This window comes from Haloferax marinisediminis (genome assembly GCF_009674585.1).
Classification (GTDB): Archaea; Halobacteriota; Halobacteria; order Halobacteriales; family Haloferacaceae; genus Haloferax; species Haloferax marinisediminis.
In genome coordinates, this window is record NZ_WKJP01000001.1 from 1,208,523 (window position 1) to 1,234,516 (window position 25,994).

The following is a 25,994-nucleotide window of genomic DNA, read 5'->3' on the forward strand; positions in this document are numbered from 1 at the left end:
TCTGGGTGAGATAAACCGATTTCAATTACCATCTATTTCGTGTGTGAGGTGCTGTCGTTACGCAAACACATTTAGCGCACGACCAAAAACTGACAGCCATGGCAGTCTCGTTCCCGTCTCGTGACGACTCCACGCTCGACTTCGCGTGGAACGAGTTCACTGGTGCGGTAGGGGATTCGGTTACGGTCCTCCCAATCGTCGTCGCCCTCTCGCTTCTCTCGGACCTCTCGCTATCGCTCGTCCTCGTCTGGTTCGGCGTCTTTCAGGTCGTCTGGGGACTCTCTTACGGCGTCCCGCTCTCTGTCGAACCGATGAAAGCGCTGGCAGCGCTCGTCATCGCGGGGGCGATTTCGACCGCCGAGGTACTCGTCGCTGGCGGACTTCTCGGTGTCGTCTTGCTCGGTATCGGGCGGACGAACTCGCTCGCTCGGGTGAGTCGCTACATCGGTTCTCCCGTCGTTCGCGGCGTCCAGTTCGGCGTCGCCCTCGTCTTGCTCGAAACCGGACTCGAACTCGGATGGTCGAACCCCGGATTGGCCGGCCTCGCCGCCGCCGTCGCCGTCGTCGCACTTGCCCTCGGTCGGGTGAAGCTGAGTGCGCTCGCCGTGCTCCTCGTCGGCGGGGCAGTCGCCGCGTTCCACACCGGACTTCCCTCGCCCACACTCCCATCGACGACCGGCGTGTTTCTCGTCGACTCTGCCGGGTTCACCATGCCTGCAATCGAGGGCGCACTCGCCCAGTTGGCGATGACCGTCGGCAACGCGGCACTCGCCACGTCGGTCCTCCTCGCGGACTACTTCGACCGCGACATCTCGGCCGACGACCTCGCCACGAGCATGGGCGTGATGAACCTCGTCGCCGTCCCCTTCGGGGGCTTTCCGATGTGTCACGGAAGTGGCGGTGTCGCCGGCAAGTACGCCTTCGGCGCCCGAACCGCCGGTGCGAACGTCATCTTGGGTGTCGGTTACATCCTCGTCGCGCTCGTGGCCGTCGAAATTGTGGCAGCGTATCCGCTTGCGATGCTCGGCGTCGTACTGGCGATTATCGCGCTGCAACTCGCCCGGACGAGCATTCGGGAGACTGAGGAGTACGTGTTCGTGGTCGGGATTGGTGTCCTTGGAGTTGTGGTGAATCTGGGTGTGGCGTTCGTGGTTGGAATCGTGGTTTGGGTGGTGTGGGAGCGGTGGATTGGTGGACGCTCGTGGATGCGGTTCAGTTGGTCGGATTGATAAACGACCGCAGCGACGTACCACGTATGCAGACGCACATCGTTCCCGTCGGGTTCGACTACGACCGACTCATCGCGCCGCTCATCCGCGATCAGTTGGATGTCGACCGCGTCATCCTCCTCGAAGGGGCCGTCGGGAGCGAGGCGAACGTCGAGTACTCGATGAACCTCTCGGGGAAACTCCAGAAGGACTTCGAGAACCTCCTCGGCGCGGAGACAGAGCGTGTCGTCGTCGCCGACGTGTACGACTACGACGCCGCGTTCGAGCAAGCGTACGACCTCATCAACGCCGAACTCGACGCCGACGACGAACTGCGCGGCGACGACGAGGAACCGGGCGAAGTGTGGGTGAACGTGAGCGCCATGCCCCGACCCGTCTCGTTCGCCTTCGCGACCGCCGCGCATTCGATTATGGTGGAGCGACAGGCGGACAGAGACCGCATCCACACCTACTACACCGCCCCAGAGAAGTATCTGGAAACCGAACTCGCCGAGGAACTGCGTGCCGGGCGCGACCTGCTCGAAACGATTCTCGAATCGGGCGACATCGACGAAGCCGAGATTCGCGAACGACTCGACGTGTCGTCGGACCTGCTGTCTGAGTTCGACGAACGCGGGACGACCATCGGCGCGAAGCAAATCGGCAAGCGCCACATCGTCGAACTCCCGGTTGCGTCCTTCTCGAACGTCAAACCGTTCGAGGAAGTCATCCTCTTCAAACTCGGCGAACACGGTGAGTTCGGGTCGGTGTCGGAACTCGCCGAGGCGCTGGCTCGCGAGATGAACGAAGAGTACACCGACTCCTTCCGGTCGAAAGTCATCTACAACGTCGACCGTCTCGGCCCGGGTGGGAAAGGCTACATCGAGCAAGAAGAACGCGGGAAGTCCTACCGGACGCGACTCTCCCGAATCGGCGAGTTGTGGGTCCGCGCACACGCCGACAGCGACGAGTGAAGCGAGACTGACAGACGAGTCGCTGCCGGCGAACTGGTGAGGTGGCTCGATACGTCGTCCCTGAGTGCGTGCCGACACGAGTCTGACCGGTCTGGTCACGTCCCACGATATAATTCTTCGTGGCGGTGTGCAGGGGAACCAACCCACCGTGCAGGCTCGGTGTCACCCAGATTTGGTGTGTATCCCCCGTCGTCAGCATAGATAATTGATAGAAAGTGGTCACAGTTGCAGTCTGATTACTGTCTATTTTTCACCGGTCTTCTGCGTATTACACGCATATCAGAATTTTCAGATAAATTTTTAAGAATGATTATCTCCTCATGAGTGGTATTGTCTAGCACCCATGCCGCTATACATGGACGTACACAGGAACGTAGAGGGGACTGCGAAGGATGTCGCAGAGGCGCACAAGGCTGACCTTGAAACGCAGGAGAAGTACGGCGTCAATTACAAACGCTATTGGGTGGATGAAGAAGACGGAGCAGTGTTCTGTCTGTTCGAGGCCCCGAACAAAGAGGCTGGTGCCAAAGTCCACAAGGAAGCCCACGGGCTCGAAGCCGACGAGATATTCGAGGTCCAAGAAGGCGCATAGAACCGAGTAACACCCCTCACAGAACGATTTTTGACGTTGTCAGAAAGCTCCCGACCATCCGGTCTGGTCGCCCTGCAGTATTTGAACTCACGGGGTTGGTGTGTCAAGCGAGCACACGCGCGAGGTTGTTATTGCCCTCTCGGTCCCACATCGAACCGGGCGAACCGAACATCTCGTCGCTGATTCGCACCCCCTGTCCGAGACGGCGACGATGCCAGTCAACCGTTTGCCCATCCTGTACACTGCCCCTCTTCTCCCCCTGTACCCCATTTTGACACTCAGAAGTCGAGACCCAACGGGTCGTCGCCCGGTTCTAACGGACTCCGTGGAAGCCCTTCCGGTGGTTCGGGGAGGTTGTAGGCGCTCGGTGCGACATCGTTCGGCCCGTCGGAGTAGAACACCGACGCGAGCAGTTGGATGTGGTCGCGACCGACGCCGAGTTCGAACTGGCCGCCGCCGTAGAGCGACATCCCCCGTTCGTGGGCGTACTCGATGGTCTCGAAGAGCGACTCGACGGTGCCGAACCGCGAGGGTTTGATGTTCAGCCACGAGGGTTCGAACGGGAGCGCTTCGACGGATTCGACGCCCGTGATTGGGTAGTCCCACGAGACACGGTCTTCGTGGCCGTCGAACAGCGGTCGTGTCTCGTCGGTGAACGCCGGGTCTTCGATAACTGCGTCGGGGAATCCAGTGATGATGCGCTCGTAGAGTGCCGGGTCGGGTGCTTGGTCGACCTCGGTGCCTTCGTACTGCCCCTTGAGGTCGAGGATTCTGACGCAGTCGTGGCTCGCGACCGATTCCACCAGCGCGTCGTCCCACTCGGACGTTGGATCTAGTTTGAACTCACAGTCTGGGTCGCGGTCGAGGAGCATCTCCACGCGGTCGGCGGACGGTGGGTCGCCGAGACGGGTACTCACGACGAACCGAACAGGGTCGCGTTCGCGGCCGACTGCGGTGGCGAGGTCTGTCTCGTTCTGTCGCAACGCGAGGTCTAACCCGGCGGATTCGAGTCCCCAGCGCCGGTAGTGTTCGGAGGTCGCTCGTTCGGGGTCTTTCGTCGGAAAGAGGTCCACGTCGTCGAGTGCAGCCGAGAACTCCGCGAACGAGTCGTACGTCCCTTCGAGACCGAACACGTCGTCGGGAGCGTCTGCGAGAGCGTCGTGGTCTTCGGCGTCGTAGGTCACGTCTTCGCCACGACCAACCTCACCGTCACCAGAGAGTACGAAGAGTGTCGTCTTGCGAAGGAACCCACTGGACGTATCGCTCTCGCGGCGGCTCCGAGAGACGGAGTCGACTGTGAGCGGCAGGTCTGCCACTCCATCGAAGAAGTTCATTGGGTAACGGGTTAGGCACGCCGGGGGAAAAGCGTACGTCTCAACTGAGCAGGTGCAGATACAGATACAGATACAGATGCAGAGGGTCCAACGTGAAGCGCTTGGGGCAGACCACGTCGCGTCCGTGGTCAGGGCACGCCGCGTTTGACCTTCTCGACTCGCGTGGCGAACGCGAGGAACGTCGCAGTCAGGGTCAACACGACGGCACCCGCCGCGGCGAGTTCGTGGGCCGGTGCGACGTGCTGGACGACGCCGTCGAGTATCGGTTCGGCCGGGATGAGCGTGTGGTGCGGTGTTCCGACGAGGGGGACGAAGTAGTCGACGAGGTCGTTGAACCCGTACCAGACGACGGCGACGAAGACGGCGATAGTGGGGAATCTCGCGTACCGCTGGATGAGGAACGCCTCGACGACCATCGCGAGGTGACTCCAAAACAGGAAGTTGTACATCGCCCAGTGGAGGTACGAGAAGTCGCTTTTGAACACGAGGAGGACGTACGGTGTCCACAGGCCGAGTTTGAGACACCCGAAGAAGGCGAGTGCGTTGAGGTACTCGTTCGACCGTTCGAGTTTCCACAGTGCGAGAGAGAGGGCGATAAAGAGCGTCGCGACGGGGCTATCGGGGACGAACGGCCACATCACGACCGGTTCGATACTGAACTGAAATCCGTAGTACCAAAAGCCGAAGGCGGTGCCGACGAGGTTGATGACGACGACCAACCACGCGACGTTGAGTCCGAAGTTTTCGAGCCACTCCGGGAGGGGGGTGAGCCACCGTGGGAGGTCGGCCGTGGCGGGCAGATTGTCGTCGCCGAAGAGAGCCTTCGGGTCGTCGACTAGTCGGCGCAATCGCGTCACCGCGTCCATACCCACGCGGAAGCATGGGGGAGGGAAAGCGATGCCGGTCTCTCCCATGGGGAACACTGTCGGGTGTGAACGACTGACGGCCGGAAGCAACTGCTTAAGTAGGCCCAGTCGCAAGCCACGAACATGGCAGAGGAGACGGACCTGAAGGCACTCCGGCGCGGCACTGAACTCGTCAAGCGAGGGTTCGCGCAGATGCAGAAAGGCGGCGTCATCATGGACGTCGTCAACGCAGAGCAAGCACAGATTGCCGAAGACGTCGGTGCAGTTGCCGTCATGTCGCTCGAAGCAGTTCCGGCCGACATCCGCAAGCGCGGGGGCGTCTCTCGGATGGCTGACCCCGAGAAGGTCAAAGAAATCATCGACGCCGTCTCCATCCCGGTGATGGGGAAGGCGCGCATCGGCCACTACACCGAAGCCCAGATTCTCGAAGCCGTCGGCGTCGACATGGTCGACGAGAGTGAGGTTCTCACCCCCGCCGACAACGAGTACCACATCGACAAGCGCGACTTCACCGCGCCGTTCGTCTGTGGTGCCCGCAACCTCCCCGAAGCACTCCGCCGCATCAACGAGGGTGCTGCGATGATTCGCACGAAGGGTGAAGCAGGCACGGGCGACGTGAATCAGGCGGTCACCCACCAGCGAACCATCAAGAACCAGATTCGGACGCTCACCGGGCTGAACTTCGACGAACGCGAAAAGTGGGCCCGCGAACACCAAGCACCCGCCGAACTCGTCCACGAGACAGCGGAGATGGGCCGCCTCCCCGTCGTCAACTTCGCCGCCGGCGGTATCGCCACCCCGGCCGACGCCGCGCTCATGATGTACCACGAGTGCGACGGCATCTTCGTCGGCTCCGGCATCTTCGGCGCCGAGGACCCAGAAAAGATGGGCAAGGCCATCGTCGAGGCCGTCAACAACTGGGACGACCCAGAGAAACTCGCGGAGATCGCCTCCGGCATCGGCAAGGGCATGAAAGGCGAAGCGAACGTCGACATGCCCGAAGAGAAGAAACTGCAAGGCCGCGGCGTCTAAGCCGTTTTTCGACCGACGCTTCTCGTTCCAATCGACGACTGTGAGCGTGAGCGACGCGCTCGCCGGTCGCAGTTCGTCTAAAACAGTGAATTCGTTCGCGTCGCCGACGCTGGCGACTCGGTCGGATTACGCGAGTGGCTTCGTCTTCTGCTTCGACTCGGATTCCGTCTCGTCTTCTTCGCCGAGGAGGACGGTCACTGGGCCATCGAACTTCAGCATAATCGACTGCGTCGCGTCACGGGAGATGAGTTTCCCGGTGGGCGACCGACGGCGACCAGAGATGAACAGGTGGTCGCACGCTTCCCACTGGGCCGTCTCGAGGACGGACTCCACTTCGGGACCGATGTCGGCGACGACACGGTAGTCGACGTCGATACCGTCGAGTGCGTCGCGTGCGAAGCGCTTGGCCTTGCGTCGGGCGGACTCTGTCGCTTGGTCCACGCCGTAAACGACGTCCGACGACCCGACGTTTGCGAGGGCCGAGCGAGTCTCTTCGAACTCGTCGTTCGGAATGACGGTGAGGACGACGAGTTCTGCTCCACTACCGGCAGCGAGTTCGCCGGCCTCTCGGAGGATACGGTTCGACCGCTCGTTCGGAGTCACGACGACGAGTGCTCGGTTCATGTTTCGAACTTCTCGTCATTATGAGAAAAGTCTTCTCGGAATCGTGTTACCACTCCCCGTGAGAATTCGTTACGGACGCTCAAACGGCAGAATTCGGGGAGAATATGCGTGTGTGAGTGTGTCTCAATAACGCTCAGATATCGAATACTTCTGCCCCGCGACCGACGCGAGTCTTGTAGGCACGTGCGGCCACACCCGCCTCGTCGAACGCTTCGACCATCGCGGCGGCGACGCGAGTTCGTTCGCGTTCTCCACAGACGGCGAGAATCGACGGCCCGGCACCGGAGACGGTGACACCGTCAGCACCCGCTTCGAACGCGGACTCCCGAACGTCGTGGTAGCCGGTGATGAGTTCGGCCCGTGCCGGCGTGACGATTCGTTCGTCCATTCCTGCGCCGACGAGCGACGGGTCTCGTCGGCACATCCCGACAGAGAGCGTCGCCGCCCGCCCGACGGTGTGGACGAGGTCGTCCATGCTCGCAGTGTCGGGGACGACACGCCGCGCATCGCGGGTCGAGACGGCGATTTCGGGGAGACAGGCGACGAGTGGAATGTCGGCGTCGACCGTGGTGACTCCCTCGTCGGTCGCGACCGTGAACCCACCGAGGAGTGCAGGTGCGACGTTGTCGGCGTGGGCCTCGCCCGAGACGACTGCCTCACCCTCTGCGGCGACCGGAACGAGTTCCTCGCGGGAGAGCCCCCGGTCGTAGAGTTCGTTCAGGGCGAGCGCGGCGGCAGCGGAACTCGCGGCAGACGACCCGAGACCCGACGACGGACGGACGCCTTTGTCGATGCGGATGTGGGCGGGAGCGTCGAGTGCGTCGGCGACGGCGCCGACGACGTTTCGGTCTGGGTCTGTGGGGATGTACTGACTCCCGACTCCCGTCACCTCGATTGTTGTGCGGTCCGCTCGCTCGACGTGAACGACGTCTGCCGGGCGGTCGAGAGCCACACCGAAGACGTCGAACCCACTTCCGAGATTGGCGCTCGTCGCGGGTGCGCGGACCGTAACCATGCCCCGCAGTTGCCGTATCGGAGATAAAAATGTGGCGAACGTCGCATTACCCACCTGACGCGTGGCGGGGCACCCGCCTCAGTTCTGTGTCGTCTCGGCAGCTACTGATTCGGACTCGGTTTCGACGTCTGTGAACTCGAATCGCGCCCCACCGGACGCCGCCGACGTGAGCGTGACCGACCACCCGTGCGCCTCGGCCACCGACTTGACGATGGGGAGCCCAAACCCAGTGCCGTCTTCGTGTGTCGTGTAGCCGCGTTCGAACACGTCCTCGCGCTTGGATTCTGGGACACCGGGGCCGTTGTCTTCGACGTAGAACCCATCGTCGAGTCGGCCGACGGTGACAGAGAGGGTGGCAGCAGGCTTCGACTGGTCGGTGGTCGAGCTATGCTCGACAGCCTCGCCGGACGAGGTCCGGCTGTCTGTGGAACTGTGTTCTACAGCATTCCGAAACAGGTTCTCGAACAGCTGTCTGAGTCGGCTTCGGTCGGCGGCGACCGTCTCGTCGGTCTGCACGTCGAGTGTCGAGTTCCCGACGGCGACGCTATCCCACGCCTCGTGTGCGACGGTGCGAATCGCGATTGGAGAGACGTCAGTGAGTGTCTCACCCTGCCGAGCGAGTGTGAGCAAGTCGTCGATAATCGTCTCCATTCGGTCGTGCGCGTCCTCGACGCGGTCGAAGTAGTCGTCGTCACCTGTCTCACGTGCCAACTCGTGGTAGCCTCGGGCGACCGTCAGCGGATTTCGAAGGTCGTGTGAGACGACCGAGGCGAACTCTTCGAGACGGTCGTTCTGGCGTTGGAGTCGGCGCTCACGCTCTTTTCGTTCGGTGATGTCACGAACGAGGAGCAACGTCCCAGCAGTCGCCGTATCCGCTCCGAGCGTGGTCGTGTTCACCAGCAGGTCTCGTGGATTGCCGTCGAGCGACACTGTCGCCTCCGACTTCGACGGGTCGTCGAGAACCGCCATAATCGCCGACGGCAGGACCTGTTCAGCGGGACGGCCGTACGAATCGACGAGGGAACCTGTGAGAAGCGATTCACCTGACGGATTCGCGTCGAGGACTCTGTTCCCACCGTCGAGGACGATTGCGGACCCCTTCATCGACTCGACTGCAGACTCCCAGGCGATGGGGGTGAGTGTGAACAACCGGTGGCGGAAGACACTCCACGCGACGGCAGTCGACGTGAGCGAGAACGCCAGTGCGGGCAGGTTCAACCCCGGAACTGGACTCGCGTCCGCGACGTAGATGATGCCGCCAACTGCCGGGACGAGTCCACCGACGAGGAGGCCGAGCGTCTGTTTTCGGTAGATTCCGTCCGCGTGGAGAAGCGTCCGTAAGAGAACCCCGACACCGACGAAGATGAGGACGTAGGCGTAGACGATGAACCCGGTGAACGCGATGCTGTGGTCGTTGACGAGGATGACGTAGCCGCTCTGTTCTGAGAGCCAGAGGTCGTCCCAGATGAGTCCGTGCCACTGGTTCGTCAGCGCGAGACCGGCGACGAGTGCCGAGATACTTCCGAGGCCGGCCCACACCGCTCGGGGCAGGTCGTCGAAGCCAGCGTGGCGCATCACGTACGCGAGCCACAAGAGCGGGAGTGGCGCGATTCCGAGGTAGCCGAGTTGGTTCAACAAGACCTTGGCCGCGAAATCGGTCCGGGAGAGTTCGAGGGCGTACATCCCCATCCAGAACCCAGATACGAACAGCAACAGCGCACCGAGTGTCGCACCGGGGACGAGACGGCGTTTGGTACGGCGCCGGAGCAAGTAGACTCCGAGAACCACGAACAGGCCCGCACCGACCCCGAGCGGGATTGTGTAGGGTGTCGACTGCCAGTGGGTCGCGCCGTGCATGAGGGGGAGTGAGTAGACAGGGGTTAAAACTCCAACTCTCGCCACCGGAGACCGACCAATCAGAAAGGACTTTCCGGCACCCATCGAACTCCCGTCTATGATTGGCATCGTCGGCGGCGGCATCGCGGGCCTCGCCGCGGCGCATCGACTCCGGAAACGGGGTCACGACGTTCGCATCTTCGAGGCGTCCGACTCACTCGGCGGCCTCGCGGCCACCTACGAGACGAAAGGTGACGATATCGAACGGTACTACCACCACCTCTCGAAATCTGAAGAGACCATCGTCGAACTCGCCGAGGAACTCGGCCTCGGCGACGAGTTAGAGTGGCACATCGGCAAGAACGCCTACTACGTCGACGGCGTCGTCCACCCACTGGACACGGCGTGGCAAATCGCCGCGTACCCACACATGAGCCTCTACGACAAGTTCCGTCTCGGCATGCTCACCCTCGGAATCGACGTTCGCGGCGGCTTCCCCGACTTCGACGCCTACGAGGAACTCGCGGAGTACGAACACACTCCCATCCGCGACTTCGTGGTCGAGCACACCACACAGGGCGTCTACGACAACTTCGTCGAACCCCTGTTGGATGGTAAATTCGGCGAGCGCAAAGACGACGTGTCGGCAGCGTGGTTCCTCGGGCGCGTCCGCTTCCGCGGTGAGCGTGACCTCCTTCGCGGCGAGCTCCTCGGCTACTTCGACGGTGGCTTCGCACCGCTCATCGACGCGCTCGTCGATGCGGTCGGCCGCGAGAACATCCAGACTGGCGCTCGGGTCACAGAACTCGACACCGGCGGCGAGGGCGGGGACGTCGAGACGATTACCGTCGAGACAGACGACGGCACAGAGACCCACGAGGTCGATTCGGTCGTCGTCGCCACGATGCCGAACGTCCTCGAAGACCTCACTGGCTACCAGTGCGACATCGACTTCCAGGGCGCAGTGTGTGGACTGGCGACGATGTCCGAGTCGCTGATGGACACCTACTGGCTCAACATCGCCCACGACGCACCCTTCGGGTCGCTCATCGAACACACGAACTTCGTCCCGCCGGAGCAGTACGGCGGCGACCACTTGCTCTACGTCGCGAGTTACGTTCAGGGACCGCACGAAGACCTCTGGCAAATGAGCGATGAGGAGGTCGAGGACGTCTGGTTCGACGAAATCGAGGACATGTTCCCCGACTTCGACCGCTCGGCCGTCGAGGAGTTCAAAATCGCCCGCAACCCGCGTGCCGGACCAGTGTACGAACGTGGCTACCTCGACCTCGTCGTCCCCTACGACCTCGCAGACGACGTTGCAGAGGGCGTCTACTACGCCGGGATGGCCTCCGAAGCGCAGTACCCCGAGCGCTCGCTCAACGGCGGTATCGTCGCAGGCTACGAAGTCGCCGACCGCATCGACGAGCGACTGTAACACCCCACGCGCCGCCGCGGACCGCTCGCACCGCACATCTTCTCCCCCGAATCCGTGACACAGTGAGCCACGCTTACCGGCAATCCTCTTTCGATTCGCAACCCCTTTTGACGTCACTGACTGACTGGTCAGTTAGTGAGTGTAGACGCAGACCACTCGGTCCCCGCCGAGGTCCACGAGGAGTTGATGGAGGCCACCTATCGGGCACTGTGCGCCGACGGGTACGCCGACCTGACGATGCAGCGAATCGCCGACGAGGCAGGAAAGAGCAAGTCGCTCCTCCACTACCACTACGGGACGAAACGCGAGTTGCTCGTCGCCTTCCTGGCGTACCTGCTGGACCGGTTCGAAGCGAAAGTCGAGGCGACCGAAGGCGACGCACCCGAAGAGCGCCTCCGGTTCATCCTCGACAAGATGGTCCCCGACGAGGACGACGAGGGTGACTACGACCGGTTCGGCCTCGCCCTGACGGAACTTCGGATACAAGCGCCCCACGACGAGGCCTACCGTGAGCAAATCGCGCAGAACGAAGTCGCAATCCGCGAACGCTTCGCCGACGTGATACGCGACGGCATCGAACAGGGCGTCTTCCGCGACGTCGATGCCGACCGGACGGCAACGCTTCTCTTTGCTGCCCTCGACGGGGCGCGACTCCAACGAGTCATCGTCTCCGGCGCAGACGCCGACACCGGTCACCTCTCGGGTGCAGACGCACCGGAGACGGTTCGCGCGGCCCTCGACGAGTTCGTCGTCTCGAACCTCCTCGTCGAGAATCGAGATGAGGAGAGTGCGCACACGGAGGACGACCGGTGAGCACCCGCGACGTCAACCTCACCGAGGGTGACCTGCTCAAACCGCTGTTGACGCTCTCGATTCCAATCGTCCTCTCGCAACTCATGCAGGTCGGCTACAACCTCGCCGACACCTTCTGGGTTGGTCGCGTCGGCGAGAACGCGGTGTCCGCACTCTCGTTCTCGTGGCCGCTGGTTTTCTTGATGATTTCCATCGGTGGCGGGTTCACCGTCGCTGGAACCGTCCTCGTCGCCCAGAACAAGGGTGCGGGCAACCACGACAGAGTCGACCACGTCGCCGGCCAGACCATCGCGTTCGTCACGCTCCTGTCGATATTCTTCTCGGCGGTGGGGTATCTTCTCGCGCCGGTGATGTTGCCCCTCATCGGGACGACGCCGGGGACGGAAGTCCACAATTTGGCCGTCGAGTACACGCGGACCATCTTCCTCGGCGTCTACTTCATGTTCGGCTTCTTCATCTTTCAGGCGCTCCTGCGCGGATGGGGCGACACGCGCACGCCGATGTTCCTCATGGCGTTCGGCGTCGCGCTGAACGTCATCATCGACCCGTTTCTCATCCTCGGGTTCAACAACAATCCGCTCTTCGGCGTCCTCGGCCTCGGCGCCCTCCAGTCGCAACTCTTCGCGGCGACTGGATTCACCGGGTTCGGCGTGCAGGGTGCCGCAATCGCAACCGTGTTCTCGCGGGGACTCGGCGCACTCGCCGGCTTTTTCCTCCTCTTTTCGGGGCGAGTCGGCATCCACCTCTCGCCGCGTGACCTCGTGTTGAAAGCCGAGACGGTGCGAAAAATCGTCAAAATCGGGGCACCGACGAGCGTGGAGCAATCGACGCGTGCCCTCGGTGTGACCGCGCTGACGGCACTCGTCGCCTTCGCCGGGGCCAAGACGGTCGGTGTGGACACCTCCGCAGCAGTCGCGGCGTTCGGTATCGGGATTCGCCTCAACTCGCTCGTCTTCTTGCCGGCGATTGGACTCCAGCAAGGTATCGAGACAGTCGTCGGGCAGAACCTCGGCGCAGACAAACCCGACCGCGCAGAACGCGGCGTCCACCTCGGTGCGGGCCTCATCACCGGCGCGCTGGTCTTCGTCTCGGCGGGCGCGTACTTCTTCGCCGAACCGATATTCTCGGTATTCATCCCCGGCGAACCGAACGTCATCGCAATCGGCGTGGACTTCCTCCGAATCGTCGCACCGACGTACATCTTCCTCGGCATCTTCCGGGTCGTCTCCGGCGGGTTCCGTGGGAGCGGGTCGACCCGGACAGCGATGATTTTCACCCTCCTCTCGCTGTGGGTGTTCCGCATCCCACCCGCCTACCTCCTCGTCGAATACGGTGGCATGGGCGTCTCGGGCGTCTGGTGGGCGATTGCGCTGTCGAGCGTGATTTCGGCGGTCATCGCCTACGCGTGGTTCCTGCGTGGCACGTGGAAAGACAACGTCGTCGACTCGCCACGGATGGCGGCGGCGGCAGACGATTAAAAAGGGAACCGAGCGGCGTCAGGCCGTCTCTTCGTCGACGTCCTGCAGACCGGGTGCGGCGTTCACGTCCACGTCTTCTGGTTCGTCGACGCCGCCGACGTTGACCTCGCCAGTCTCGTCTTCGACGTACACGTCGTCGGCGAAGCCGCCTTCTGCGTGCGGGTGTTCTGGATTGTCTAACTTCTCCAGCGTCGCGGGGGCGTCCGGAATCTCGATGGTTCGGAACTCACCGAGTGGGTTCGCGATGTCGATGTCGTAGCGCTCGAAGAACTCCTCGTAGCGCTCGTAGTGGGCTTCGAGTTCGTCCGCGGGGAACTCCATCATCTCGGTCCACCCGTGGTTGTAGAAGTCGAAGTTGGCCTGAATGTGCGTTATCTCGCGGGCCTCGGCCTCGGGGAAGCCGGCGTCGAGCGCCGCCAGATAGGTGTCGAACGTACACTCGAAGAACGCCGCCATGTGGGCTTCGCGCTCGTCCCGGTGGTCCGGGTCGGCGCGCTCGCCGAAGATGCGCACGTGGAGGTCGACCATCTTCTCGGTGGCGATGTCGCCGATGACGGGCATGGTGAGCGCCTTCTTCGTCGCAAAGTGGCGGAGGTTCTGACGAATCTTCATTCAGTCGCCGGCTTAGGGTCGAATACACGTAAAGACCACGCCTGTGGCGGCTACTGAAGGAGATTTCACGACGTGTTTTAATGGGATTCCCACGCATGGTTCGTACATGAGCGACTCCGTATCCGCCCGTGAGGATTCGGTCCTCGATTGCGACGACTGTCTCTCTCCTGCCGAGGCGTTCGCAATCGTCGCCGACGAGACGCGACTGACCATCCTCGAAGCCCTCTGGGAGTCACCCGACCGCCCAGTCCCGTTCTCTGAACTCCGCCGCCGTGTCGGCGTCGACGACAGCGCCCGGTTCAACTACCACCTCGGCAAACTCCGCGGCCAGTTCGTCCAGAAGACCGACGATGGCTACGACTTCCGCCACGCTGGCGAGAAGGTGGTGCGCGCCGTACTGGCGGGGACCTTCAACGAAGACCCGGTCTTACCGGCGTTCCCCGCACCGGGGGCGTGTGTCTCGTGCGACGGCCAGCTCCAAGCGGACTACGGCGACGAGAAATTCACTATCGCCTGTGCCGACTGTGGGCGAGTCCACGCGCACGAAGAGTTCCCTCCGGGTGGCCTCCAGAACCGGTCGACTGACGCACTCCTCTCGGCGTTCGACCAGCGAGTCAGACACCTGCACTGTCTCGCGGCCGATGGCGTCTGCCCCGAATGTGGCGGGACGACGAGCACTGAACTCACGCGCGACACTGACCCGTTCGAACTCGACGTTGTAGTGAACCACCGCTGTGTGCAGTGTGCCTACGAGGCCGTCTCACCCGTCGGGTTGGTGCTGCTCGACGAGTCCACGGTCCTTGGGTTCCTCTCCTCGCGTGGTGACGACGTCTGTGGGACGCCCTTCTGGCGGTTCCCGTGGGTCGTCGGCGACGACGCCCTCACCATCGTCGACGACGACCCGTGGCGCATCCGTATCCGCATCGAACACGAGTCAGAGGTGCTCGTCGTCGAACTGGACGAGACACTCTCGTGTGTCGATTCGCGCGTCGAACCTCTCGGCGAAGTTGCATAAATTCGGTACGGTAAGCCGGCTTACAAAAATATCATTCTGCTTACCCTTTTGGTGTCGTGGGTCGTCTCTTTACGTGTGAGAACGACGATGACGCACGACAACAAACTCGGTCTTCCGGATGCACTGGACGAGGCTCCCTCCGGTCTCGAAACGCTCGCCGACACGGTGTTCGTCGCGACTGCCGCAGTGGTCGGGATTCTCGTGGCGACGCTGCTTGCGACGGTCGTCGCACCCGTGGGGCCGGGAATCGGCCTCGTGGCACTGTTCGTCGGGTGGCCGCTCGGATTCCTCGCTGCCGCCTTGGGCCTGCGCGCTGGGATTCGAGCAATCGTCCGAAGTGGCCTCCCGGCACTGGCCAGAGACACCGTTCACCGCGTCCGCGCTCCGCCGCGGGTCGTCACGGACGGCGGCCATCCCGACGAAGTGCCGTGCAACAGCCACTAATCGGCGATTGGTTCTGATTTTCTCCCGCTGCCCGGCGATTTTGGCGGTGTAAACAATCATGAGGGAGATAGCAATCCACATTAACCCCGAATACAAACGTCGGGTCATGAGTCAATCGTACGTGATCGTCGGCGACGGCATCGCGGGGGCCTCCGCGGCCGAGACGCTCCGCGAGGAGGAACCCGATGCCGACATCACAATCATCACGGACGAGGGTGAACCCCTGTACAATCGCATTCTGATCAAAGAATTCGCCAAGGGCAAACTTCCCGCCGCACCGATTTCGATCCACGACGAATCGTGGTACGACGACCGCGACGTCGACCTCGAACTGAACACGCTCGTCACCAACATCGACCCCGACGCGCACACGGTCACGGCGCACGACGGGACCGAGTACGAGTACGACAAACTCCTCCTCGCCATCGGTGGCACGCCGACGCAGCTCCCCGTCGAGAACTCCGACGCCGAGGGTATCCACCACTTCTGGACGTTCCAGGACGCCCGCGACATCAAGGAACACATCGAACAGGCCGACAACTCTGTCGTCATCGGTGCCGGCCTCCTCGGTATCGACCTCGCGGCCATCACCGCCGCACAGGGTGTCGAAGGCAAGTACCTCATGCGCGGCAAGGCGTGGTGGCGCTACGCGCTTTCGCAGGACGGCGCAGAGATTATCCACAACGCGCTCCGCGAGCGCAACGTCGAACCCGTCTTCGACTCCGGCGTCGACCACTTCGAGATGGACGACGATGGGAAGGTCACTGCCGCCATCGACCCCAACGGCGACCGCTACCCCGCCGACTTCGTCGGCATCGCCATCGGTCTGAACTTCAACACCGAAATCCTCCAGGGAACCGACATCGAGTACGACACCGGCATCCACGTGGACGAGTACATGCGGACGAACCACGACGACATCTTCGCCGCCGGTGACATCACCGAGTTCCACGACGTCATCCTCGGCGAGCGCGCCCAGAACGGTGCGTGGGGCTCCGCCAAGGAACAGGGAACGATCGCGGCCAAGAACATGGTCGACTACGGGTCTGACGAGTTCCGCTGGGTTTCGTCGTACTCCATCACTCACTTCGACTTCCCGTTCCTCTCGTTCGGTCACCCGACGCTCGGCGACGACAGCGTCGAAGCCAAGTACTCCGACACCGAGTGGCGGCGTCTCGCCATCAAGGACGGCAAAATCGTCGGTGGCGTCCTCATCGGTGACCTTTCGCCGCAGACGAAGTACAAGAAGCTCATGCGCGAACAGGTCGACGTCAGCGGTCAGCTGGACACCCTCGTGAAACAGGACTTCGAACTCGAAGACCTCGAAGGCGCGGCTGCCGAGCAGTAATCGGCACCCGACGCCCGATATTTTCACCCTCTCAGCCACGACTGCGTCTCTCTCGGATTGCTCTCTGCGGTTCTCTCTCGTCCACTCTGTGGCACTCTCTCGTCTACCCTGCGGCCCTCTCTCTCGTCCACTCTGTCTCTCTCGACTTCTCTGTGTCTCGGCCTCTTTGTGCGCTGTCGTGCCCTTCCCTGTAGAGGCCGCTCGTCGGTTCTCGTGTGCGCCGACGCGAGTACCCGAACTGACTGGTGACTGTCGTGAGGATGTTATATTTGGTAGACCCTAGCAAACATTTATGGCAATTGATGGCATGTGTTACCATATGTCATCAAAGGATGGACAGCCTACGTCTGCGCCAGACGTCACTACGTCGCCCATCGTCGTACCCGTGACTGACGTACCCGCTGGCGTCCGGGTTCACCACTTCGACGAACTGAGTGAACAGACTCAGCACGCTCTCGCAACTGTTCCCCCGTCGGGCCGACTCGACGTCGACCCAACAACGACGCGCCTCTCCCGTGGCGACGTCGTCGTCTTCACCGAGTATTTCCGCGTTCAGTGACGACTGAGCGTCGATTTTCGACGCGTTTTCACCGCATTTCGTTCGACAGGCATCCCCAGTCATGGCTGAACGCTCCCCGTGAACGGAGCAACCGCTGAATTCTCATCCGCCGATGAGGACCGAAGTGGTTTTCCACGCTTCGCCGCCTATCGCCGGACATGGCAGCAGGTGGCGGACAAGGGACGATGACGCTCGCGTTCGAACTAGAGGCACTCAAACAGCTCGCCAACCCGAATGAGGCGTTCGCGGACGCTCGAACGTGGACGAAGTACGTCGGCGTCGTGAGTGAGAAACCCACGTACGTCGTGACCAACTTCACTCGAAAAGAGCGCATCCGTCAGGACTTCTTCTCTGGTCCACGCGGCGTCAAAGAGAGTCTCGAGAACGTGATGCGACAGTTCGACACTGACAGACACGTCTTCATCGGGACTACCGACGAAGACCGCGCACTCGCCGAGGAGACCGAGTGGGAGTATCTCGCCGTCGAAGACGCCGCCGAGGCGGCCGACTGGGAACTCGCCGGTGACGACGAGACGGTCGAAGACCCCTTCGAAGACGACGGCCGCGACGATTGGCCCTAGTCGGGGTACAGCGGCGCGTCTCCCGCCGGCTTTGTTCGCCTATCGAAAGCACTAATCAGCAACAGCACTTCTTACTCGCTGATGAGTCACCAGTTGCCTGACGTACAGGCCTCTCAGCCGGACGTAACCGTCGGGCTCAGCCAGGTCGGCGTCACAGGCGTCGAGAAGCTCGTCAAGATTGCCCGTGACGGAAAACGTCCGCTCGTTTTGATGGCGGAGTTCGAAGTCTTCGTCGACCTCCCCGGTGGACGAAAGGGCATCGACATGAGCCGGAATATGCAGGTCATCGACGAGGTGCTCGAAGCCGCGGTCTCCGAACCCGCGTACCGCGTCGAAGACATGTGTGGCGACGCGGCCGAGCGTCTCCTCGCGAAACACGAGTACACCACGACTGCCGAGGTTCGGATGACTGCCGAACTCGTCATTCGTGAAGACACCCCCGCAAGCGGACTGGCCACCCAGAGCACTGCGAACATCATCGCGAGTGCGACGGCCACCGAAGACGGAACTCGCGAAGAAATCGGTGCCAAGGTCGTCGGGATGACGGTCTGTCCCTGCTCGCAAGGCATGTCCGCGTCCCGCGCCCGCGACGTCCTCCAAGACCTCGCCGTCGACGACGACACGATAGAAGAGTTCCTCGACAAGGTCCCGCAACCCGGTCACTCACAGCGTGGCCACGCAACCCTCACTGTCGAGACCGAAGGGTCGCCAGACGTCGACTTGATGGACCTCATCGACATCGCCCGCGACTCGATGTCGGCACGCATCTACAACCTCGCGAAGCGCCCGGACGAAGACCACATGACGTACCACGCCCACGCGAACGCGAAGTTCGTCGAAGACTGCGTCCGCTCGATGGCAGAGATGACTGTCGAGGAACTCGAACACCTCGACGACAACGCAGTCGTCCACATGAAGCAGTCGAACGACGAATCGATTCACCAGCACAACGCTCACGCAGAACGTGAAGTGACGCTCGGGCAACTTCGGGCCGAACTCGACGTCTGACCACACGGCAGCGGTCGCTCCGTCATCGGGCGCCCGCTTGTCGGAGGCCGCAGTCGAGATATCTTCGACTGAGAAGTTGTTTCTCGCCGTGCGACGAGAGGTAGATTTTTCGCCGTACTACAACGGGAGCGGTGCCGCTGCTTCCCAGCGTGGGTCGAACGTCGACCGAAGGTCTGCGGCGAACTCGGGGTCTTTCAGGTCGATCATCGCGAACGCCTGTCCGGGGTCGAGTGGGTTGGGTACCTCGATGCAGACTTCGACGTCGTCGATGAGGTTGAACACACCAGTGAGGTTCTCCTCCGTCCGCACGTGGAAGTCTGGGTGGTCCGAGAGTCGGTCCACGTATCGCTGTCCGACGCTCTCCGGGAGGCTATCGACCAGGTCAGGTGACATGAGTATCGACACCTCGACGCCGCGTTCGAGTGCTGCTTCCAGTTCTTCGACGACCAGATCACCGACTGCGCCGAGGTCGAACTGTGGCGACGGCGTTCCAGCGACCATCGCGAGTGACTCGTCTGCCGCGGCTAACCGCTCGACGAGCAGGTCTATCGTCTCATCTGCCCCGACGGCGGCCGTCCAAAACTGGTCGTGGACCGGTTCTGCGGCGTCGAGTTCGTCGTTCAGTTCCTCGACGACGTTCTCGTACTGCTGGGCCTTCTCGTCTAACTCCTGTCGCTTGCTCTCGAGGAGTCTGTCGAGCGCCATGTCCGGTTCGACGGCGACGTACTTCTTCGGCCGACTCGCCGCCTGACTCCGGATGAGGTGGTACTGTTCGAGGCTGTTCAGTACGTCGTAGATGCGACCCATCGGCACGTCGCTCGCTCGCGACAGCTCTTTGGCCGTTGTCGCCCCCGTTCGGAGAAGCGCGCGGTACGCTCGCGCCTCGTACTCAGATAATCCAAGATCTCGAAGACTCGCCATGCTACGTCTGTCTCGCTTCTTCGTTATAAACAATCCGGGTGTTTACACCATGTGCCAGTTGGTGTGGAGACGATTCAGGCGTCCGATGTGACTGAGGAGACTGCCTCCATCAACTCGTCAGGAGTGGTTGCTTCGTATGTAACCGCTCCAGAACTGACAACTGCGATGTCGGCGTCGATGTCGGCCTCGGGCACGACGAGTGCTTCGTGGTCTGCGACGCGGAGCGCAGCGCGGTGAAGGTCAGACCCCGCCTCGCCACCGATTTCGACGACGAGTGGGTCTCGGAGCAGTCGTGCTGCGACGCTCCCGTACTCGGCGACTTGCACACCGATACGGTCCCATGCACCAGCGAAGGCACCGATTGCCTCTTCGGCGACGTCCCGATAGCCGTCGGTCCCCGTGAGGACTGCGAGGTCGAGGAGTGCGTTCGCCATCTCGACGTTACCGTCGATGGGACGAAGTGGCGACGAGAGGAGCCCTTCGCCGGTCGCAGGGCCGTCGACGAACGACCCATCTTCGAAGAGTTCGTCGATAGCGGCGTCGGCCACAGCGGTCGCAAAGTCGAGGAAGCTGTCGCCTGCGACGGTGTCGTCGCCGAGGACTTGTCGGGCACGGCAGGCGGCAGCGACGACGCGTGCGTGGTCTTCGAGGAGGAGCGACTCGCCGACTGCGCCTCCCGAGTTGAAGTGAGTCACGACGCCGTCGTCGACGAGGTCTTCGGCGATGCGATGGAGGGCGCGCTCGGCGTACTCGCGGGCCTGTTCGTCGTCGGTGAGTCCTGCGAGGACCAACAGGGAATCAACCGCGAGGGCGTTTCCACCAGCGTAGACCGTGAGGTCGGTCCGCGGTCCGGGTGCGTTCTCGCGCCCTTCGGCACCGAGGAGGTAGTAGTCCGTCCCGGCAGCAGGGCCCATGCTCCCGCCGAACCCGGTGCCGGTCCACAGCGACTTGACGAGGAACCGTGCCGTCTCGACTGCCGGGTCGCGGTAGGCGTCTTCACCGGTGTACCGGTATCCGTTGGCGAACGCCCGAAGGAGCGCCGCGTTTGATTCGAGTGTCTTCTCCCGGTTCGCTTTCGTCCACGCAGCGTCGTCTGTGTATCGGAAGAAACCGCCTTCGACAGGGTCGAACAGCCCGTCACGAATCGCATCGAGTGTTCGGAGCGCGCGCTGTTGGTCGCGCTTGAGTGCGAACTCGACGGTGCGCGGGAGTGGGAACTTGGCGGCGTCGCCCCACCCGGCGTGTGATTCGTCGAAGGTGACCTCGACCTGCCCGGCGAGGTGCGCTTCGATTTGCGGCGAGACCTCACCTGCTGGCGGGAGGTCACCGGCGAGTGCGCGCGGGAGTCGGCCTGCTTCGGCCCCCTTCTTCTCCCACACCTCGCGCACGCGGTCGATGACCTGCCGCATGCCGTCGGGTCCGATGAACGTCGCGCCCGTGATTGGTCGGCCGTCCGGCGCGAGGAACACCGTCGAGGGGAACCCGCCCATGTTGTACCGCTCGCGGATGCGTGGCTGGCGGTCCACGTTCACCCGGACCGGAACGAACCCGTCGTTGAGATTCGCGGCGATACGCGGCTCCGCGTACGTCTCGGCGTCCATCTCGTGACAGTCCTCGCACCACGTCGCCGTGAGCGACAGGAGAATCGGCTTGTCTGCCGCCTGTGCCTCGGCGAACGCGTCGGGACCCCACGGTCGCCATTCGACGCGCGTCTCGTCGGTCATATCCTGTCATCCGCAGTGGATGCGGGTAAGCGCTTCGAGGCCACGCCGCACAGTCCGCGACGGCGTTGGGGTCCCGTCGCATCTAACGGAGGACAAAAGGGCTATGCGTTGGGACCCGGTAGAGACGACCATGCGAACGCGCACGCTGCTCGCGCTCTTGCTCCTCATCCCCCTCTCCGACGCGTTGTTGCTCGTGGTCGTCGCGCAGTACATCGACCTCGTGCCCACTGTCGCGTTGGTGGTGCTGACCGGGTTAGTCGGTATGCTGCTCGTCCGCGCCGAGGGGCGACACACCCTCCGCAATCTTCAGACGAAGTTCGCTCGAGGCGACCTGCCGACGAACGAACTCATGGACGGTGGCCTCCTCATCGCGGCCGGTGCGTTCCTCCTCACGCCGGGGCTCGTCACGGACACGATTGGCTTCCTCATCGCCATCCCAGTGACGCGGTACCCCATCCGCGAGGTGCTCAAGCGCTACGTCGTCAAACCGTACATGGACAAGCAGGCCGGCGGATTCGTCACGGGCAACGTCTGGACTGCCGGATTCCCGCAAGGAGACATCGGCGACGACGACGTCTACGACACCGGTGGCGACGGCGTCTACGACGCCGACCCCGACTCGTATCGGTTCGGCGGACAGGACTCAGAGTAACGCTGGCTACATTTTCTTCGACACACACTCGTCGACGAGCGACAGCGCTCGGACCTGACGGGATTCGTGTCTCCTCGGTGAATCGACGGACGACGGCGACATTCACTAACACGCACCAACGCTGCCTCGAAAAGAAAGTCTTAAAATCAACAGCGCACAACGAGTGAATGCGCTTACCTGGGCCAATAGCTCAGTCAGGTTGAGCGCTCGGCTGATAACCGGGAGGCCCGCGGTTCAAATCCGCGTTGGCCCACTCCCATTGGCAACGATTCGTTGCCGATGTGAGTTGGGGCGTAAACTCCCCGGCCACCCAACTTCTGACGAACCTACTCCTGAAGAGACGTCTCTACTTACGGAGCGTTCACTGAGATTACTCATGGTGCGAGACGCAGGAGTCAGTGTCGCCACTGTAACTCACACGTCTCGCGGAGCTTCCGCACCTTCGGCGGCGACGACAACCCCGCGCATCGTTGTACGGAGTACGACACGCCCATGAGTGATGATAGTCGGGTGCAGCTATCGGACCTTCACCCCATCACTACCGGAAATGTTGGTCCCATCATCGAGTTGGCCGACGATGATTCCCAGTTCGTCTCCATCTCCAAATCCAGTATCTTGAACCGGGAAGTGGAGCACTAAGTCAACGATTCCATCGCCATCTACATCCTCGAGATGTCCTCCATGAGCGGCGCTGGCACCAGCCCCACCGCCAACAGCCGACTCAGAGCCAAATCTGAGTGAGCCCACATCGACGCTACTGGGATCGAAGTCGGCCGTGCCAAGGATGGCAACTGGGATTACACCTGCACTCCTCGGGTTAACTGGATTCAGATCGCTTCCAGGCTTGATGTCGATGGAAACTTCTTGGATCGATTTGAAGAACCGAATATTATCCCAATACGCGTCATTGTCACCGTCGACCCAGAAGGCGACGGTGTGAACTCCGCTTACACCAGATAAGTCGATGAGGCAATCCCGCCACCACTGTCCCTCGCCTCCGTACGGGTCTTCACCCCGACGGTTCTTCAACTCGGTCGATGGGAAGTCCCACAGAGCAATCTGATTTGGAGAACCATATCCAGCATCATCGAGCGAGACTTTGATGTTCCCGTAGTTTGGGTTATTATTCTCTGCATATAGGTCTAAAAGGATATTTTCAAAGTCGGTCAAATCGAGAGTAATCCCGATTGCGCTAGCGTATCTTAGGGGTGCATTCGCTGTGCGGAACGATTGTGAACCGCTTGATGCCTGTGCAGTCGTGACTACATGGGTTCCGTTATTTTTGAACAATACCCATGGGGCGTTTGGTGAAGTATCTCCTGGGCTCTCAGTTTCGAAGGATTGGGTGATTGTCGGGCTCTGTGCTACGGCGGGAGAACTGGTCGCTAATATACCGGTCCCGAGCACCGGCACGGTACCAGCGATCTTGAGCACTGTACGTCTCGAAATTCGCAGCAGGTCTCGTTCTGACATACGATACGAGATACGAACTGCAGTCGAATCACGTCACCCACCGGGAGAATCACCGGGGTACGGTCGCCAATATTAATCCTTCCGGAATATGTAATTTGAGTCTAACATTGTAAAGAGACATTCGGAATTTTGAGTAGGCGATAGTGCTTCGCTATCGCGGTTTTTCAACCAGATAGATTTGGAGATAATCTGGTGACACGGAGAACCTATCAAATTTTATAACTTTTCAGAGTGTACCTGTCTTGTAGGGTGGATGCAGCTATGAAAAATACAGAAACGGATATTATCGATATTCTGAATCGCCGTTCTGTTCTATTAGAGTCAATCTCAAAATATCCAGCAAGAAAGCGTACACTGGTTGATGAGTTGGATACCTCGCGGTCAACGATTGACCGAGGGATTCGCGACCTCGAGACTCTTGGGTTGGTCAAGTACGAATCTGGTCTCTACAGTCTCACATCAGTTGGTCAGTTCATTGAAACCATATTCTTCGATTTCCAGGAATCAGTCACAGTCGCGACGAACCTCGCACCCTTCCTAGAGTGGATGGATCCCGAGTGGTTTGATGTCAACCTCTCTTCGCTTCGGGATGCACAAGTATTCGTTGCCGACTCTAACGACTCTTTTGGGCCTTGGGATTGGCACGCTGGGACTGTACGAACCACACAGCTGTACCGTGCATTGCTCCCATCTGTTGGCCGGGAACCGATGGAAATCAAGTACCGGACTATTGTCGAAAACGAGTCAGAACTCGACGTGATTGTGTCTCATGAAACTGCAGAGAAACTCCAATCTGAGCCACTCGTAGACGTCTTCGAGGACATGTTGGAAACCGGTCGTGTAACGGTCTACGTCTGTGACGAGCCAATCCCCTACTATATCGGTATTTTCGATAACGTGGTACAGGTTGGATGCTGTGGCAACCACGGAATACCGCATACGCTACTGGAAACTAGCGCCCCCGAATGTGTGACATGGGCAGAAAACAAATTCAATTCGTATCAGACCCGGTCGGAGTTGCTTTCCTACTAACCATCACCTGCTCAATTCCTTAGACGGGACGGATAACCTCGCGTGGCACACCGGGATGTGTATCGGCGCGAAGCACGCGACCAACGTCGACGACATCGATTGGAGTGCGAAATCTGCATCTCGCTGGAACCGGGCAGGATCTCTACGACTTCCACAAGGGCAACTACTTCGACGTGACCAGTCCCTCAATCGTGAGCGACCGAGTGAATCCACGTGAGACGAGATGCAGGAGTGTGCCACGTCGAACTGCGTGTAGAATTGCCCCTACTCTCGATAAACAATGTCAACTGTATGCCCGACTACAGTGGTAGTTTTAAAGATTATTAACGTATCGTCTCACAACTTGGCCATATATACTCGAACTTAGACCCCACCTGTCGCAAATGAGGGCAACGCATATGTGGCACCGGAATGTGGTACCAAATAACATGGTTTTCAAATTGACGTGTCTCTACGGATGTGAGTTCACGACCACTGCAGACTCTCGCGAACACGTCGGGGTTCTCGTGATGGAACATATGGACGACGAACACGATACGCCCGTCGACCCACTGGAGGCGGGCGAACTCGCAGTGAAGACCGCCGACAGACCACCGAGAAGTCGGTCCACCTGAAACGTATCAATCAGGTCGTCGGTGGTGTGAGTCTCGTTTCAAATCACATCCAGTTCCGTACCAATTCGTCTCTGTCACTCGATTCGAGCCTCGGTTGTCGAACGATAGCAAATAAATTTACTCGATTCTGTATTCCAGTAGTATTAAAGTCGTACACGACATATGAACAGGTGATGCCAACCATCGACGTCTCCGAACACCTGTACCGCCAGCTCCAGTCCGCCGCCGAAGGTGAGGATCTCGACGCGGCGATGTGGAAGATGGTCGGTCGCTACCAGCGCGGTAACACGCCCGGCGACTAAACAGGCTGGAGACCAACTACCCCGGCCGCGCTTGCGGTCACATCAACCCCTCTCGTCGCGGTATGCCCTTTTCGCGACGGGCCATCAGTACTCCAGAGCGGGTGCGCTGTGTCGCGCTGCGCAGCTGTGTCCGTCGACAGCGTCCCCCGCAGATACCCACTTATCCATAGAACGCCTCCACACGAACGTGGAAAAAGAACACAAAGATTTCACTTCCATCAGTGGCCTGCCCGACGAACTCGGCATCGACGCTGACCTCTCGAAGGTCGGACAGACGCTCACGATTCGGAAAGACACCCGACGGTACGGAAAGCCGATGACCATCGTCTCCGGGTTCGAGATGGACCGAGCCGACATGAAAGAACTCGCGTCGGAACTCAAGCGCAGACTCGCCTGTGGCGGAACTATTCTCGACGACGAGATCGAACTCCAGGGGAACCACGTCGAGCGCGCGCGGGACATCCTCGAAGAACTGGGGTACCGAGTCGCCTGAGCGCCG

The 25,994-nt window shown here is 61.1% G+C and carries 27 protein-coding genes, 1 tRNA gene and 1 pseudogene; 20 read left to right on the forward strand and 9 right to left on the reverse strand.

The window, feature by feature from the left end; translation table 11 throughout:
• Window positions 1-98: 98 nt before the first annotated feature.
• From GJR98_RS06280 to GJR98_RS06290, 3 genes are all read left to right on the forward strand, one after another.
• Complete coding sequence (locus tag GJR98_RS06280) at window positions 99-1,229, forward strand: putative sulfate/molybdate transporter (RefSeq protein WP_151136561.1); 1,131 nt, start codon at window positions 99-101, stop codon at window positions 1,227-1,229.
• 26 nt (window positions 1,230-1,255) lie between these two features.
• The gene (locus GJR98_RS06285; protein ID WP_151136563.1) at window positions 1,256-2,182 is read left to right on the forward strand and encodes an HFX_2341 family transcriptional regulator; all 927 of its coding nucleotides are present in this window, start codon (window positions 1,256-1,258) and stop codon (window positions 2,180-2,182) included.
• Between the two features lie 355 nt (window positions 2,183-2,537).
• Window positions 2,538-2,774: a DUF4242 domain-containing protein gene (locus GJR98_RS06290; RefSeq protein WP_225316372.1), complete on the forward strand. Its 237-nt coding sequence runs from the start codon at window positions 2,538-2,540 to the stop codon at window positions 2,772-2,774.
• Between the two features lie 278 nt (window positions 2,775-3,052).
• On the opposite strand, the gene GJR98_RS06295 is transcribed toward GJR98_RS06290, so the two are convergent.
• Together GJR98_RS06295 and GJR98_RS06300 are read right to left on the reverse strand one after the other, a co-directional pair.
• Entirely contained in the window at window positions 3,053-4,108 is a 1,056-nt protein-coding gene (locus GJR98_RS06295; protein ID WP_151136567.1) for a hypothetical protein, read from the reverse strand.
• 128 nt (window positions 4,109-4,236) lie between these two features.
• A complete protein-coding gene (locus GJR98_RS06300; protein ID WP_151136569.1) occupies window positions 4,237-4,974 on the reverse strand; it encodes a DUF1405 domain-containing protein in 738 nt (245 codons plus the stop codon).
• Between the two features lie 123 nt (window positions 4,975-5,097).
• Here GJR98_RS06300 and pdxS point away from each other — a divergent pair, with 123 nt between their 5' ends.
• Window positions 5,098-6,006 carry a pyridoxal 5'-phosphate synthase lyase subunit PdxS gene (gene pdxS, locus GJR98_RS06305; RefSeq protein WP_151136571.1) on the forward strand — a complete coding sequence of 303 codons (909 nt, stop codon included), beginning with the start codon at window positions 5,098-5,100 and terminating at the stop codon, window positions 6,004-6,006.
• 126 nt (window positions 6,007-6,132) lie between these two features.
• On the opposite strand, the gene GJR98_RS06310 is transcribed toward pdxS, so the two are convergent.
• The 3 genes from GJR98_RS06310 to GJR98_RS06320 all read right to left on the reverse strand — a co-directional run bounded on the left by GJR98_RS06310 (window position 6,133) and on the right by GJR98_RS06320 (window position 9,502).
• Window positions 6,133-6,630: a universal stress protein gene (locus tag GJR98_RS06310; protein ID WP_151136573.1), complete on the reverse strand. Its 498-nt coding sequence runs from the start codon at window positions 6,628-6,630 to the stop codon at window positions 6,133-6,135.
• Between the two features lie 133 nt (window positions 6,631-6,763).
• Window positions 6,764-7,645, reverse strand: a complete 882-nt coding sequence (locus GJR98_RS06315) for a homoserine kinase (RefSeq protein ID WP_151136575.1) — start codon at window positions 7,643-7,645, stop codon at window positions 6,764-6,766.
• A 78-nt stretch (window positions 7,646-7,723) separates the two neighbouring features.
• The gene (locus GJR98_RS06320) at window positions 7,724-9,502 is read right to left on the reverse strand and encodes a histidine kinase N-terminal 7TM domain-containing protein (RefSeq protein ID WP_151136577.1); all 1,779 of its coding nucleotides are present in this window, start codon (window positions 9,500-9,502) and stop codon (window positions 7,724-7,726) included.
• A 97-nt stretch (window positions 9,503-9,599) separates the two neighbouring features.
• Here GJR98_RS06320 and GJR98_RS06325 point away from each other — a divergent pair, with 97 nt between their 5' ends.
• From GJR98_RS06325 to GJR98_RS06335, 3 genes are all read left to right on the forward strand, one after another.
• Entirely contained in the window at window positions 9,600-10,919 is a 1,320-nt protein-coding gene (locus tag GJR98_RS06325) for an NAD(P)/FAD-dependent oxidoreductase (protein WP_151136579.1), read from the forward strand.
• A 186-nt stretch (window positions 10,920-11,105) separates the two neighbouring features.
• A complete protein-coding gene (locus tag GJR98_RS06330; RefSeq protein ID WP_151139396.1) occupies window positions 11,106-11,732 on the forward strand; it encodes a TetR/AcrR family transcriptional regulator in 627 nt (208 codons plus the stop codon).
• Window positions 11,729-13,210 (forward strand): MATE family efflux transporter, encoded by a 1,482-nt coding sequence (locus tag GJR98_RS06335; protein ID WP_151136581.1) that lies wholly within the window; start codon window positions 11,729-11,731, stop codon window positions 13,208-13,210. Before GJR98_RS06330 ends, GJR98_RS06335 begins: the two co-directional genes overlap by 4 nt.
• 18 nt (window positions 13,211-13,228) lie before the next feature.
• On the opposite strand, the gene GJR98_RS06340 is transcribed toward GJR98_RS06335, so the two are convergent.
• Window positions 13,229-13,822, reverse strand: coding sequence for a DUF6149 family protein (locus GJR98_RS06340; protein ID WP_151136583.1), 594 nt, complete (start codon window positions 13,820-13,822; stop codon window positions 13,229-13,231).
• Window positions 13,823-13,928: 106 nt separating this feature from the next.
• Between GJR98_RS06340 and GJR98_RS06345 the strand changes: the two genes are divergently transcribed.
• The 6 genes from GJR98_RS06345 to mptA all read left to right on the forward strand — a co-directional run bounded on the left by GJR98_RS06345 (window position 13,929) and on the right by mptA (window position 18,777).
• Complete coding sequence (locus GJR98_RS06345) at window positions 13,929-14,837, forward strand: winged helix-turn-helix domain-containing protein (protein ID WP_151136585.1); 909 nt, start codon at window positions 13,929-13,931, stop codon at window positions 14,835-14,837.
• Window positions 14,838-14,924: 87 nt separating this feature from the next.
• Window positions 14,925-15,281: a hypothetical protein gene (locus GJR98_RS06350; RefSeq protein ID WP_151136587.1), complete on the forward strand. Its 357-nt coding sequence runs from the start codon at window positions 14,925-14,927 to the stop codon at window positions 15,279-15,281.
• A gap of 106 nt (window positions 15,282-15,387) precedes the next feature.
• On the forward strand, window positions 15,388-16,629 hold the full coding sequence (locus GJR98_RS06355; protein WP_151136588.1) for an NAD(P)/FAD-dependent oxidoreductase: 1,242 nt from the start codon (window positions 15,388-15,390) through the stop codon (window positions 16,627-16,629).
• 319 nt (window positions 16,630-16,948) lie between these two features.
• Window positions 16,949-17,188, forward strand: a complete 240-nt coding sequence (locus GJR98_RS06360) for a hypothetical protein (RefSeq protein WP_151136591.1) — start codon at window positions 16,949-16,951, stop codon at window positions 17,186-17,188.
• Between the two features lie 185 nt (window positions 17,189-17,373).
• On the forward strand, window positions 17,374-17,769 hold the full coding sequence (locus tag GJR98_RS06365) for a DUF7124 domain-containing protein (protein ID WP_191965479.1): 396 nt from the start codon (window positions 17,374-17,376) through the stop codon (window positions 17,767-17,769).
• Window positions 17,770-17,850: 81 nt separating this feature from the next.
• On the forward strand, window positions 17,851-18,777 hold the full coding sequence (gene mptA, locus GJR98_RS06370; RefSeq protein WP_151136594.1) for a GTP cyclohydrolase MptA: 927 nt from the start codon (window positions 17,851-17,853) through the stop codon (window positions 18,775-18,777).
• Between the two features lie 117 nt (window positions 18,778-18,894).
• On the opposite strand, the gene GJR98_RS06375 is transcribed toward mptA, so the two are convergent.
• Window positions 18,895-19,698: a TrmB family transcriptional regulator gene (locus GJR98_RS06375; protein ID WP_151136596.1), complete on the reverse strand. Its 804-nt coding sequence runs from the start codon at window positions 19,696-19,698 to the stop codon at window positions 18,895-18,897.
• Window positions 19,699-19,772: 74 nt separating this feature from the next.
• Window positions 19,773-21,422, reverse strand: a complete 1,650-nt coding sequence (locus GJR98_RS06380; protein ID WP_151136598.1) for a DUF255 domain-containing protein — start codon at window positions 21,420-21,422, stop codon at window positions 19,773-19,775.
• 130 nt (window positions 21,423-21,552) lie between these two features.
• Here GJR98_RS06380 and GJR98_RS06385 point away from each other — a divergent pair, with 130 nt between their 5' ends.
• From GJR98_RS06385 to GJR98_RS18130, 3 genes and pseudogenes are all read left to right on the forward strand, one after another.
• Entirely contained in the window at window positions 21,553-22,074 is a 522-nt protein-coding gene (locus GJR98_RS06385) for an FxsA family protein (RefSeq protein WP_191965428.1), read from the forward strand.
• 179 nt (window positions 22,075-22,253) lie between these two features.
• Window positions 22,254-22,327: transfer RNA gene (locus tag GJR98_RS06390), tRNA-Ile, on the forward strand.
• Window positions 22,328-22,443: 116 nt separating this feature from the next.
• Window positions 22,444-22,551: pseudogene (locus GJR98_RS18130) on the forward strand (DUF7563 family protein); the annotation flags it as partial.
• 39 nt (window positions 22,552-22,590) lie between these two features.
• On the opposite strand, the gene GJR98_RS06395 reads toward GJR98_RS18130, so the two are convergent.
• Window positions 22,591-23,547: a hypothetical protein gene (locus GJR98_RS06395; protein WP_151136602.1), complete on the reverse strand. Its 957-nt coding sequence runs from the start codon at window positions 23,545-23,547 to the stop codon at window positions 22,591-22,593.
• 261 nt (window positions 23,548-23,808) lie between these two features.
• On the opposite strand from GJR98_RS06395, the gene GJR98_RS06400 reads away from it, so the two are divergent.
• From GJR98_RS06400 to yciH, 4 genes are all read left to right on the forward strand, one after another.
• The gene (locus tag GJR98_RS06400; protein WP_151136604.1) at window positions 23,809-24,579 is read left to right on the forward strand and encodes a helix-turn-helix transcriptional regulator; all 771 of its coding nucleotides are present in this window, start codon (window positions 23,809-23,811) and stop codon (window positions 24,577-24,579) included.
• A 428-nt stretch (window positions 24,580-25,007) separates the two neighbouring features.
• Window positions 25,008-25,193 (forward strand): DUF1059 domain-containing protein, encoded by a 186-nt coding sequence (locus GJR98_RS06405; RefSeq protein ID WP_151136606.1) that lies wholly within the window; start codon window positions 25,008-25,010, stop codon window positions 25,191-25,193.
• Between the two features lie 173 nt (window positions 25,194-25,366).
• The gene (locus GJR98_RS17810) at window positions 25,367-25,495 is read left to right on the forward strand and encodes a hypothetical protein (RefSeq protein WP_255518402.1); all 129 of its coding nucleotides are present in this window, start codon (window positions 25,367-25,369) and stop codon (window positions 25,493-25,495) included.
• A gap of 187 nt (window positions 25,496-25,682) precedes the next feature.
• A complete protein-coding gene (yciH, locus tag GJR98_RS06410) occupies window positions 25,683-25,988 on the forward strand; it encodes a stress response translation initiation inhibitor YciH (RefSeq protein ID WP_151136608.1) in 306 nt (101 codons plus the stop codon).
• The last annotated feature ends 6 nt before the right edge of the window (window positions 25,989-25,994 follow it).